General features: G+C 61.5%; 14 protein-coding genes. 2 read left to right on the top strand and 12 right to left on the bottom strand.

What is annotated here, in order from left to right:
• Positions 1–79 precede the first annotated feature (79 nt).
• A complete protein-coding gene (locus tag PMI18_RS20930; RefSeq protein WP_007898000.1) occupies positions 80–994 on the top strand; it encodes a LysR family transcriptional regulator in 915 nt (304 codons plus the stop codon).
• Between the two features lie 111 nt (positions 995–1,105).
• Here PMI18_RS20930 and trhA read toward each other — a convergent pair whose 3' ends face one another.
• On the bottom strand, positions 1,106–1,723 hold the full coding sequence (gene trhA, locus PMI18_RS20935; RefSeq protein ID WP_007897999.1) for a PAQR family membrane homeostasis protein TrhA: 618 nt from the start codon (positions 1,721–1,723) through the stop codon (positions 1,106–1,108).
• 219 nt (positions 1,724–1,942) lie between these two features.
• Here trhA and PMI18_RS20940 point away from each other — a divergent pair, with 219 nt between their 5' ends.
• Positions 1,943–2,857, top strand: a complete 915-nt coding sequence (locus PMI18_RS20940) for a LysR family transcriptional regulator (RefSeq protein ID WP_007897998.1) — start codon at positions 1,943–1,945, stop codon at positions 2,855–2,857.
• Positions 2,858–3,006: 149 nt separating this feature from the next.
• On the opposite strand, the gene madM is transcribed toward PMI18_RS20940, so the two are convergent.
• From madM to PMI18_RS20995, 11 genes are all read right to left on the bottom strand, one after another.
• Positions 3,007–3,771 (bottom strand): malonate transporter subunit MadM, encoded by a 765-nt coding sequence (gene madM, locus PMI18_RS20945; RefSeq protein ID WP_007897997.1) that lies wholly within the window; start codon positions 3,769–3,771, stop codon positions 3,007–3,009.
• 1 nt (position 3,772) lies between these two features.
• Positions 3,773–4,189 carry a malonate transporter subunit MadL gene (madL, locus tag PMI18_RS20950; protein ID WP_007897996.1) on the bottom strand — a complete coding sequence of 139 codons (417 nt, stop codon included), beginning with the start codon at positions 4,187–4,189 and terminating at the stop codon, positions 3,773–3,775.
• A gap of 66 nt (positions 4,190–4,255) precedes the next feature.
• A complete protein-coding gene (gene mdcH, locus PMI18_RS20955; RefSeq protein ID WP_007897995.1) occupies positions 4,256–5,167 on the bottom strand; it encodes a malonate decarboxylase subunit epsilon in 912 nt (303 codons plus the stop codon).
• On the bottom strand, positions 5,164–5,784 hold the full coding sequence (locus PMI18_RS20960; protein WP_007897988.1) for a malonate decarboxylase holo-ACP synthase: 621 nt from the start codon (positions 5,782–5,784) through the stop codon (positions 5,164–5,166). The genes mdcH and PMI18_RS20960 overlap by 4 nt, the downstream gene beginning before the upstream one ends.
• Positions 5,778–6,581 (bottom strand): biotin-independent malonate decarboxylase subunit gamma, encoded by an 804-nt coding sequence (gene mdcE / locus PMI18_RS20965; RefSeq protein ID WP_007897986.1) that lies wholly within the window; start codon positions 6,579–6,581, stop codon positions 5,778–5,780. The genes PMI18_RS20960 and mdcE overlap by 7 nt, the downstream gene beginning before the upstream one ends.
• Positions 6,578–7,429, bottom strand: coding sequence for a biotin-independent malonate decarboxylase subunit beta (locus PMI18_RS20970; RefSeq protein WP_007897984.1), 852 nt, complete (start codon positions 7,427–7,429; stop codon positions 6,578–6,580). Before PMI18_RS20970 ends, mdcE begins: the two co-directional genes overlap by 4 nt.
• Entirely contained in the window at positions 7,422–7,721 is a 300-nt protein-coding gene (locus PMI18_RS20975) for a malonate decarboxylase subunit delta (RefSeq protein ID WP_007897982.1), read from the bottom strand. Before PMI18_RS20975 ends, PMI18_RS20970 begins: the two co-directional genes overlap by 8 nt.
• Entirely contained in the window at positions 7,721–8,596 is an 876-nt protein-coding gene (locus PMI18_RS20980) for a triphosphoribosyl-dephospho-CoA synthase (RefSeq protein WP_007897980.1), read from the bottom strand. Before PMI18_RS20980 ends, PMI18_RS20975 begins: the two co-directional genes overlap by 1 nt.
• A complete protein-coding gene (mdcA, locus tag PMI18_RS20985; protein ID WP_007897974.1) occupies positions 8,596–10,266 on the bottom strand; it encodes a malonate decarboxylase subunit alpha in 1,671 nt (556 codons plus the stop codon). The genes PMI18_RS20980 and mdcA overlap by 1 nt, the downstream gene beginning before the upstream one ends.
• 224 nt (positions 10,267–10,490) lie before the next feature.
• On the bottom strand, positions 10,491–10,955 hold the full coding sequence (locus tag PMI18_RS20990) for a hypothetical protein (RefSeq protein ID WP_007897973.1): 465 nt from the start codon (positions 10,953–10,955) through the stop codon (positions 10,491–10,493).
• A gap of 7 nt (positions 10,956–10,962) precedes the next feature.
• Positions 10,963–11,547: a nucleotidyltransferase domain-containing protein gene (locus PMI18_RS20995; RefSeq protein ID WP_007897972.1), complete on the bottom strand. Its 585-nt coding sequence runs from the start codon at positions 11,545–11,547 to the stop codon at positions 10,963–10,965.
• Positions 11,548–12,011 lie beyond the last annotated feature (464 nt).

Genomic DNA, 12,011 nt, shown 5'->3' with positions numbered 1-12,011 from the left:
CCTCAGCTTAGGAGCAGGTGACAGACGTTGAACAATGCATAAAGATGCCTGAGCCATAAACAAAGGTTATGGACTTGCCATGCGACTGCGACACATCGAAATTTTCCAGGCCATTCGCCAGACCGGTTCGGTCAGTGGCGCCGCCCAGTTGCTGCACGTATCGCAGCCGGCGGTGAGCAAAGTGCTGCAACACGCCGAACAGCAACTGGGCTTTGCGTTGTTCCTGCGGGTGCGCGGTAAATTGCAGCCGACGCCAGAAGCCCTGGAGCTTGAGCGCGAGGTCGATAAGGTCACCGAAAGCCTGCAAGGCGTGCGACGTCTGGCCCAGAGCCTGCGACGTGAGCCGGGCCACAGTGTACGGATCGGCGCGATCCCGGCGCTGGCCTTGTCGCTGCTGCCGCCGGCGATCAACGAATGGACGCAACGCTACCCGCAAATCGCCTGCGAACTGTCCAGCGCCCACAGCCGCGAGCTGATGCAAAACCTGTTGATGCGCGAAGTGGATGTCGCCCTGACGCTGCAACTGCCCGATCATCCAGGCCTGAAGGCGCAGGCCCTGGCCTGTGGGATGCTGGTGGCGCTGGCGCCGAAAGGCTTTTGGGCCGACGACACTCACGGTAAACCGTTGCCGTTGATCGAACTGGCCGGTGCGCCGCTGATTGGCTTGTCCAGCGCCGACCCGCTGGCCGCCAGGCTCGACAGCTACCTTGAAGCGGTCAATCCGCCGCCAAAGGTACGCATCGCGGTGCAGACCTATTCGCTGGCGCGGGCGATGGTTGAATCCGGCGCCGGGTTGGCGGTAATCGACCCGTTCACCGCGCTCGGCGCGTCCCCCGCCACCACGGCGATTCGCCCCCTGGCGCCGGCGCTACCAATCACCCTGTACGCAGTGACCCGCGCCGACGAACCGCCGCCGCACACCTTGAGCGACTTGTTGCAGGTGTTCAGCCGACGGGCGCAGGCGCAATTGGATCGCTTGTGTCCCCTAATGTAGGAGCGAGGCTTGCCCGCGAACAAGGCCCCGCGGTATATCAGATACACCGCGTCATCGTTCTTCGCGGGCAAGCCTCGCTCCTACAGGTTTTGCAAATAGCTGCACTGCGATCTACAAGACATAAAACAGAATCGCCACAAAGTGCAGCACGCTCCCGGCAATCACAAACAAATGCCAGACCCCATGGGCATGGCGCAGACGATGGTCGAGGGCAAAAAAGATAATCCCCACGGTGTACAACACCCCGCCCGACGCCAGCCAGGTAAAGCCGACTGGCCCCAGCGCCGCCAGTAATGGCTTGACCGCCACTAGCACGATCCAGCCCATCACCGCGTAAATCACGATCGACAGAATCCGCGCTTCCGAGCGCGGTTTTATTTCTTGCAGGATGCCGATCAGCGCCAGCCCCCAGACAATCCCGAACAGCGTCCAGCCCCACGGCCCGCGCAGGGTCACCAGGCAGAACGGTGTGTAACTGCCGGCAATCAGCAGGTAGATCGAAAAGTGATCGACCTTCTGCATGATCGCTTTCTTGCGCCCGCGCACGCTGTGGTACACGGTCGAGGCGCTGTAGAGCACCAGCAAGGTGAACGCATAAATCGCCACACTGACGATCTTCCACGGACTGCCATCCATACTGGCGATCACCAACAGCCACACGCCGCCGACAAACGCCGCCACCGCCCCGACCAAATGCGTCCAGGCGTTCAATCTTTCCCCGTGATACATGCGTTGCTCACCTCAAAATTCATTAACACAAAGCCCCTGCCGGACCGGTGTAGGAGCTGTGTAGGAGCTGTCGAGTGAAACGAGGCTGCGATCTTTTGGTCTTGATCTCAGGATGCCAAAGATCAAAAGATCGCAGCCTTCGGCAGCTCCTACAAAAGCCATCGAGCCAAACCTCAGCCAATTGGGCACAATCGAACGATTCGAATAAGAGTCTGGCCCATGCTGATCGATGAAGAGTTGACCCTGAAAAAACTCGAGGTGTTCCTGGCCTTCATGCGCACCGGCAACCTGACCCGCGCCGCTGCCGAGTTACAAACCAGCAACGTCAGCGTGCACCGCGCCATCCACTCTCTGGAAAGTGCCCTGCGTTGCCCGCTATTCAAACACGAAGGCCGCAACCTGACCCCACTCGAAAGCGCTTATGTGCTGGAAGAACGGGCGCAGAAGCTGATCCAGGACGTGCTCGAAAGCGTGCGCCTGACCCGCGAAGCTGCCGGCTTCTCCGCTGAGCGTTTCAAGCTTGGGTCCCTGTATTCGCTGACGGTGAAGACCGTCCCGCAGCTGATAATGGGCCTGAAAATTCGCCGCAGTGAACTCAATATCGACCTGATCCTTGGCTCGAATATCGACCTGTTGTACAAGCTCAAGAACATGGAAGTCGACGCGATCCTGGTGTCGCTGGATGACAGCGTCAACGACCCGGACTGCGAGCAGATTCCGCTGTTTTCCGATGACATCTTCCTCGCCACACCGGCTGATTCGCCCTTTGCCCAGCGGGCCGAAGTCGATCTGGCTGAAGTGCGTGACGAGACATTCATCACCTTGACCCAAGGCTTCGCCACGCACCAGGACGGTATTCGGGTGTTCAAGCAGGCGGGGTTCGAGCCGAAGGTGGCGATGCAGGTCAACGACATCTTCACCCTGCTGAGCATGGTCAGCTCGGGGGTCGGTTATGCGTTGCTGCCGGGAAGGATTGCGGCGGTGTATGAGAACCGGGTGAAGCTGATTCCGTTGCAGGAAAAGTATCGGTTACAGCAGCACATCGGCGTGGTGTTTTTGAAGGCCAAGGAACGTGACCCGAATTTGCTGGCGTTGTTGGCCGAGTGCCGGATGTATGCCAATCGGCAGGCTTGAGTGTGGCGAGGGAGCTTGCTCCCGCTCGGGTGCATAGCGCCCGCAAAATCAGACCACCGGATTTACCTGATACACCTCGGTGTCAGAAATTGGGGCTGCTGCGCAACCCAGCGGGAGCAAGCTCCCTCGCCACAAGAAGCAGTCATTCGTTAGCCGACAATCCCGCGAACAATGAAGTACAGCAACGAAGGCCCAAGCAAGCACCCAAGCCCGGTGTGGAACGTTGCGGTCAACGCGCCATACGGCACCAGCCGCCGATCCGTCGCCGCCAACCCTGCGGTCACCCCACTCACCGTCCCGGCCAACCCGCCAAACACCATCGCCGAGCGCGGGTTATCCAACCCCATCCAGCGTGCCGCCATCGGTGTGCCGACCATCACCAGAATCGCCTTGATCAGCCCGGTGGCAATCGACAGCGCCATCACATCGGACGTGGCACCAATCGCGGCCCCGGTCACTGGCCCGACGATGTACGTCACCGCGCCCGCGCCAATGGTGGTCATGCTGATCGCATCGCGATAACCGAACACCCAGGCCATGCTCGCCCCGACAATGAACGGCAGAATCGTGCCCAGCAGCAGCGCGATGACACCAATCATCCCGGCCTTTTTCGCTTCCGTGGCCTGCACCTCGAACGCCGTGGCGACGATGGCGAAGTCCCGCAGCATCGCGCCACCCATCAAGCCGATGCCAGAGAACAGCGTTAAGTCCGCCAGGCCTTTTTGCCCGCCGGTCATGGTGCCGCCGACCCAGGCCAGCACCAGACCAATGACGATGGCAATCGCCGAGCCGTGAATTCGTCCGAAGGTCAGGCGTTTGGACAACACCACCGACACCCACATGATCACGCCAACGAAGGCGAATGCCGTGATCAGACCGTTATGTTCCAGACCTTTCTCGATGAGATCCCACATATCAGCGACCTCCTGCCGGTGCGCCAACCGACGTTATATCCGCCGGTTCATCGGGCAAGGGCTCGCCTTTGTGGGTCCGGCTGATCAGCGCAATCGTGCAGCCACAGAGCACCACCGAACCAATCGCCGCCAGCACCGCCACCGGCCCGCCGTGCAAGGCGGTGACGACGTTCTGTTGCGCGGCCATCGCCACCACCACCGGAATGTACATGGCGCCCCAGAAGCCGACGCCCATCTCGCAGTCCTTGGTCATGCCGCCGCGTTTTTGCATCCACAACCGCGCGCAAATCAGCAGGATCATCGCGATCCCGACCCCGCCGACGTTGGATTTAACACCCAGCAACGCGCCGAGCATGTCACCCATGATCACCCCTGCCAGCGTACAGATCGCCAACAGCGCCACACCGTAAATAATCATTGTTGTAGTCCTCAAAGTGCATCGTCGGAATTGTTGTTTTTGTAGTTCGCAGCCTGAGTCGGTGATCTAGGGTTGGCGGCTTCCCTCCTCACGCAACAGCGCCTGCAAGGTGTCGAGCCGCGCACCGTCGAAGGCAATCACGGTGCCCTGCTCGAACACCCGGCGCGCCAGCCCGGTCAACACCGCACCGGGCGGCAGTTCGATCTGTAGACGTACGCCGCGCTCGTAGGCGCTTTGTACCGTGCCGCGCCAATCAACCACGCGGCACATGTTGAAGGCCAGGTCGTCGCGTAACGCCTCCGGATTGATAACAGGCCGGGCGCGGCTGCCGCTGAGATAACCCAGGGTCGGCGCCTTCAACTGCACCTTGGCGAAGGCTTCGGCCAAGGCTTTTGCCGGTGTATCCAGCAACGGGCAATGGGACGGCACGCTGACCGCCAGACGCTTGGCCAGACCGGCGCCACGCCCATTCGCCAACTCGGCAACTGCTTTCATCGCCTCGTCGCTGCCAGCAATGACGACCTGGTTATCGGCGTTGATATTGGCCAGGTAAACCGGTGTGTCGACGCTGTGAACCTGCGCCAGCAAGCCTTCCACCGTCGCCAGATCCAGACCGATGATCGCGGTCATGCCATAGCCCTGAGGATAAGCCTGCTGCATCAGCTCACCGCGCAGGCTGACCAGATGCAGCGCATCGCTGAAGCTCAAAGCGCCGGCGACCACCGCCGCTGGATAGGCGCCGATGGACAATCCGGCCACGTAATCCGCGCTCAATGACAACTGGCGTGTAGCGGCGACTCCAGCGATCAGCAGGCATAACTGAACCGCCCTCGTCGACTGCAACGCCTCGGCAGAATCCAGCAACAAAACATCTTCACCCAGCACCTCGCTCGCCTCGATCAGCGCTTGCCGAGGCAAGCGATGGAGCATGCCCGGTTGCTGCGCGCCCTGGCCGGGGAACACCAGCAAGCTGCTCACGCTGCTTGCTCCTGCGGGTTCCACGGATCGGTGACCAGGCAGGCGACCTGAGCGTTTTTGAGCAGCACCCGGTGCGACGGGCCGGCCCATTCACGCAAGGCCACAGCGCCATAAGGTGTCTGCAATTGCATGTCGACCAGACACTCAGCGGCGCCGAGAAGCGTCACCAACTCTTGCGCTTGAAGTCGGCTCAACGGTTGCGGTGTACGCAGAATCAAGTCCAGATCGCTGCGCTCATGCAACGCCACAAAACCGCTGGCCAATTCAAACCCGGCGCTGCCGCTGACACCCCACACCCAACCGCAGGCATCGAGCATTGGCCGCAGCTGCACCAGTGCTCGCAACGCCGGCAGATCCCGAGCCGTCTCGACATGACAAAGCTCTTCCGGACTTACCCGACGTGAAATCGCCGTGATCGCCATCGACGTTGCATAACGCTGCTCACGCAAGCGTCCTCGTACCCCGACCGCGATCTGATCCGGCGCAGTCATCGCACGCCGAACCACCACCGGCTGACCTGTGCTGACCGACTCGATCGCCCACGCAGGCGCATCCGCAGGCAGCTGCTCCGGGGCCATCCCCCAAAGCAGGTCGTGGGCCAGAAGCGTGCTCACCACTGCTCTCTCAGCAGTTGGCGAACCTTGCTCGACGCGGCGCGATTGTTCGCACCCAAGCGGCCGCTCAAATCGCGACGAGTTGCCCCGACATCTTCAATCGCCTGAACCAGACACTCGTTCACTCGCGCCAGATCCGCCGTCGTCGGCTGCTCGATCTGATCCACCGACAAGGTTTCCCAGAGCAGGCCCAGGCTGGCAAAGCTATCGATGTCATAGGCCATCGGCGGCACGCTGGCGGCCAAGGCTTCAAGCTCTTCGACACTGCGCAAGGTAACCCGCGCCGCCGACGCCTTGCCCATCGCATGCACCATCACGCCCGGATCGCGTAGCGCGATCAGCCGGTTGGCCTGATAGCCATGAGCGAGAAACGCCCCGGACATCGCCTTGCCCACCAGCAAACCGATCACTGCATGCCCAGCCAGTCGGGCGCGGGCATAACTGTCTGCCGCACCGGCCAGGGCCTGATGAATGCCGAGGGCTTCTTCGCGTCGGCCGTAAGCCTGGCTCGGCACATCGACGATGGCGATCAGTGCGCGTTTTTGAGGTTTGTCGTTATCCGCGGCAATGACGTCATCCACCGCTTTGGCCAGGCCCCAGCCTTCCAGCAAACCGACCTCGCCATTGCGGGCGCGGACGAAACGGTTGTCGGGATCGGCCACCACTGCGATAAACCGCACGGGTAGATCGCCCAATAAACCATCGGCGACTTTCAACGACGCCGGCAAACCCGAGACCGGTTTTGCGCCGGCACTCAAGGCGTTGAACCAGTTCAAGCCTCTCAGGGAATACGAACTCATGAGCGCTCTCCTAGATACAGATTGCGAACCGTTGCCGGCTCGATTTGTGGTTCAGCGTCCAGACGCGCCAGCCGTTGCAGAAACCATTCGGCCTGGCGGCTGCGTTGCTGCGCCGGCAAACCCTGCTTGAGCAATTCGCTGACCTGCTGCTGAATCTGCGCCACGTCGTCGGCGACATAGCGGTCCACCAGACCGCTGGCGAAACGTTGCTCACCGCCGGTCAGGCTCCAGATAAACGGGCGATCGCGGGAGTCGTATTCCTCAAGACCGGCTTCCTGTTCGATCACCTGAGGGCCGTTGAGGCCAAGGCGCGCTTCCTGAGTCACCAGCAAATAGCTGCACAACCCGGCGGCAATCGACATGCCGCCAAAACAGCCGACGCTGCCGGCGACCACGCCGACTACCGGTTGGTACTGGCGCAAATCGACAATCGCCGCATGAATATCGGCAATCGCCGCCAGCCCCAGATTGGCCTCCTGCAAACGCACGCCACCGGTTTCCAGCAGCAACACGGCGCGAGTGGGAATGCCTTTGCGGTTGTCCTCGGCGGCCAGTTCCAGCGCGCCGGCAATCTTCGCCCCGCCGACTTCACCGAGGCTGCCGCCCTGAAACGCGCCTTCGATGGCTGCGATCACCACCGGCAAACCGCCGAGGCTGCCCTTGGCGATCACCACGCCGTCATCGGCTTGCGGCACCACGCCCTGGCGCAACAGCCACGGCGACATGACGCGCTGAAACGGGTCGAGCAGTTCACGGAAAGTACCTGCGTCGAGCAGGGCTTTCGCTCGTTGCCGGGCGCCGAGTTCGACGAAGCTATGTTTGCTGAGAAGCGCTGCGCTGTCAGTCATGGCTGATCTCCTCGAAGCCTTGTTCCAGGCGCAAGCGCACCACGCCGGGAGTGGCGCCGAAATCGTGGATATCGATCGCCATCGCGGGCGGTGTCTGGCCGTCGAACATCCGCGCAAACAGATGCTGCCAGCGTTGTTCGCTGCCGTTGACCGAGGTCTGCACCTGGATCGTCAGCTTGCCGGCCAGCCCCGGTTCGATCAGCACTTCCAGATCGCCCGAGCCCACGCAGCCCACCAGCGCCCTGCCCCGTGGCGGCTGCCCGGCGGGGAATTCAAAGGATAAGGTTTCCATCAAAACGCTCCCTGGAGGACGCCGGCGCCCGACTCGATGCGGTCGATAAACAGGCAGGCTGCGAGCAAGTCCGCAGCGCCGCCGGGCGAGGCATTCAATGCGATTAATTGTTGGTCCAGCTCATGCAAACGGCGGCGACCGGCCAGGCTGGCGCTGCCGCCGGCATCGAGCACCGCTTGCGCGCCGAGTTGCATGGTGTGCAGGCCGGTTTCACCTGCGCGGTAGAGCACGCAGGTGTCGGCCAGCGTCGTCATGATCGCCAGCAAGGCATCGAGCCGGGCGTTCTGTTCGCCATGACCTGCGGCGCGGCTGCGCTTGAGTTGCGGCAGAGCGCGTTGAATCACCGCCGGAAAACCAAGCTGCGCCTCTTCACGGGCACCGCGAGCGCCATAACGTTGGGCCACTTGAGCGCCATGGCTTAGGGGACGCGGGGCGTAGCGGTCATCGAGCAAGGCCAGGCGTGCGGCGCGCAACGTGATGCCGCTGGCGGTGCGGGATTCAGGTTCGAGCGCAGCGGCGGCAACCAACAGCCCCAACGCCCAGATCGCCCCACGATGAGTATTCACACCGTTGGTGGTGGCGAGCATCGTTTGTTCACCGTCGCGGCCAATCCGCCCAAGGGCTTCGCGCAGGGGTAAACCGACTTCGCCACATTCGCTGGCCGCGTCCGCCATTGCCTTGAACGCCGGCCACAACGACAGCGCCGAGGCGTGCATCAGGCTCAGGTGTAAATCGGTGTGCGCGCCATTGCCGCGACGGTCGACCAGCGCCGGTTTCGGCGACAAGTCCGCTTCGTCGATCAGCGCGTCCACCGCGAGATCCGCCAGCCGCTCAGTCAGGGTTAAAGGTTTCGGTTGCAGGTTGAATGCGTGCATTACCAGCTCCTGAACTTGGCGGGCGGGTTGTAGAGACCACCGGACCACTCCACCAGATCGGCCACGCTTTTCGCTGCGAGCAACTCGCGGGTGGCGTCGGTGCGGCGGATGCCGAGGTCTTCGGGCAAAGCGATCAGGCCTTCGCGGCGCATGCGGGCGGTGTCTTTCGGGTTGTGGCGCAGGCCGATGGCGGTCACCCCGGCGACGGCGGCGATCATCGCCTGACGTTCTTCGAGGGAACGGGCCTTGTACAAATAGGCGATGCCTTCCTCGGTCAACAGATGGGTGACGTCGTCGCCGTAGATCATGATCGGCGCCAGCGGCATGCCGCTTTTCTTCGCCACTTCCACCGCGTCGAGGGTTTCGACGAAGGTCGGTTTGCCGCCCTCCTGGAAGGTCTCGACCATTTGCACCACAAGTTTTTTACCGCGCTCCAGCAGCGCTTCGGGCGCGTCGTCGTGACGCATGTCGAGCCAGGCCGGCGTGCCGTGACGGCGACCGCGCGGGTCGTGGCCCATGTTCGGCGCCCCCCCGAAACCGGCCAGCCGTCCACGAGTCACGGTGGAGGAGTGACCGTCGCCATCGACCTGCAGGGTTGCACCGATGAACAGGTCCACCGCGTACTGCCCGGCCAATTGGCAGAACATCCGGTTGGAACGCAGTGAACCGTCGCGGCCGGTGAAGAACACATCGGGCCGGGCAGCGATGTAGTTTTCCATGCCCAGTTCGGTGCCAAAGCAATGCACGCTTTCGACCCAGCCGCTTTCGATGGCCGGGATCAGGGTTGGGTGAGGATTGAGGGTCCAGTTGCGGCAGATCTTGCCCTTCAAACCGAGGGATTCGCCGTAGGTCGGCAGGATCAGTTCAATGGCGGCGGTGTTGAAACCGATGCCGTGGTTCAGGGACTGGACGTTGTGTTTTTCATAGATCCCGCGGATCGCCATCATCGCCATCAACACGTGCACAGGCTTGATGTGGCGTGGGTCGCGGGTGAACAGCGGTTCGATGTAGAACGGTTTGTCGGCCACCACCACGAAGTCGACCCAGGACGCGGGGATGTCGACACGGGGCAGTTCGCTGACGTCGTCCACCAATTGGTTGACCTGGACGATGACGATGCCATCGCTGAACGCGGCCGGCTCAATCAATGCGGGGGTGTCTTCGGTGCTCGGGCCGGTGTAGATGTTGCCGGCGCGGTCGGCCATGAAACCGGCCGAGAGCACGACGTTGGGAATCAGGTCGACCACCAGCCGCGCATAGAGCTCGATGTAGGTGTGGATCGCGCCGATTTCCAGCAGGCCGTCTTCGAGCAACTGACTGATGCGCAGGCTTTGGGTGCCGGCAAAAGAGAAGTCGAGCTTGCGCGCAATGCCGCGCTCGAACAGGTCCAGGTGCTCGGAACGCCCGACGCTGGGCATGATCATGTGCAGGTCATGCAGCTTGCCCGGATCGGCCTTGGCCAGGGAACGGGAGAGGAAATCCGCCTGCTTCTGGTTATTGCCCTCCAGCACCACACGGTCGCCGGGCAGGATCAATGCCTCCAGCGCCGCAACGATCTTGTCGGTGGGCAACACCACACCGTCGGCAAGCCCCTTCACCCATTCGAGGCGCCGCTGCTTTTCGCTGCGCCGCCGCGTCCATCGCGAGTCGGGGGATATTGTTGTTGTCATGACCACTCCACGGGTTCGCTGTCGTGGGGGTCACCTTAGAAGCGTTGGGTGGGGGCATCAATCAAGCAGAGGGACGGATCGTTACGCTGACCGTAATGATCGAACACCGTCCCGATCGTTCCCACGCTCTGCGTGGGAATGCCTCAAGGGACGCTCCGCGTTCCAGCTCTCGAATGGGACGCGGAGCGTCCCGGGCTGCATTCCCACGCAGAGCGTGGGAACGATCAGGTCCGCGATGAACTGAAGGACGCCATCTGTTCCTGCACTCGAATCAGGAGCTGTTCAGCACTTTCCAATAGCTGCGCCAACAACGCCGGATCTTCATCCATATAGCCTTCGTACTCCGCCAGGTTTCGTCGCTCATGGCACAGGGCGAATAGCCGAACCTGTACTTTGCCAACATCAGCGGTATGAACCAGGCACTGAAACACCAGATATCGCTTGTCTGAACGGTAGCCGCACAAGCGTAGAGCCGTCAGTGCAAGGGCATGGGCATGGGCATGGGCATGGGCATGGGCAGCGTTGTAAGCCAGGTCGAAACGACTCGCGAAGGAAAGCGAAGACGTTTGCGCGTCTTTCAATCGGTCCACAGCCGAACGCATCAGCCCTTCGCATTCCTTGCGATCCGGAGGCTCAGCTTTCAGTCCACCGCTACGTAACAGGTTTTCCAGGTTCTCGTTGCTGCCCATCCTTGGACTACAAAGGGTTTCCCCCAATCAGATTGATCTTGTCCTGCTGCGCTACCCGCACGACAAAACTATTTTCAGCCAGCAGTTTGGCGGCCCAGTCGTCGGGGGTGTAGAACGTCGGGTTGAGGACGCGGCCCAACTGCTCCTCCATCGGCATGAGCCGCTCCATCACTTCACTGTAGTGCAGGCCCTCGCCGATCAGCATGAGATCAATGTCACTGGATGCGTTTGCCTGATCCTTGGCGATAGAGCCGTATACAAATGCCCAGGTGATCTGTTCGGCAAAGGGTTGGAGCGCCTGACGCAGAGGCTCGGCAATGCCAAAGGTTTTGCGGGCGATGCCCAGTAATTCGGTATAGATCGGGCAGACGGGATTGGCTTGATAGTGGGTCTGGTTGCCCTGACGGGTCATGGTCAGCACGCCTGCCCGCTGCAACCGATCCAGCTCGCGCATGAGGCTGCCTTTACCCACTTGAGCCCAGCGGGCGATCTCGTTGGCGTAAAAGCTTTGGTCGGGTTTACCAAACAGCAGGCCAAGCACTTTTTGCTGGGTGGTGGTGAACAAGGCTTCGCTCAATGACAGGTTTTTCACGGCAACGACCGATAAGTCCCAAAAAAGGAACGATAGGTCCCTTTTTGGGAATCTTCAACCTTGCGCAGCGTAAACCATTGTTCTCGGTGTACTTGATACACCCCGGTTGCAGGTTTTGGGGCTGCTTCGCAACCCAGCGGGAGCAAGCTCCCTCGCCACAGGGAAGTCCGACAGCTTGAGGTTTTGTGTTTAAAAGTTTGTCCGCAGGAACGGTGAGAGGCTACGCAGTCTGGCGTCGCTGCCTACAGCAATGCCGGAACCCGCTGACTGGTGCGGTTTTGCGTTGATCTTTATCGTTTGTGTGTCGCTGCCAATCCAGCGACCGGGATTGGAACCCCGAGGTGTAGAAGGCGCAAAAGCGCCCCTCATGACGTATGCTTGCGCACCTTTAATGTGTGTATTCCGTTATGGCGGCTGTACGCGGGAGACCTTCGGGTCTGCCGGGTTTTCTCCACCTCGGGTTC

Source organism: Pseudomonas sp. GM102 (assembly GCF_000282555.1).
GTDB lineage: Bacteria > Pseudomonadota > Gammaproteobacteria > Pseudomonadales > Pseudomonadaceae > Aquipseudomonas.
Note: the sequence above shows the minus strand (reverse complement) of the source record. Positions and strands in the feature narration are given on the sequence as shown.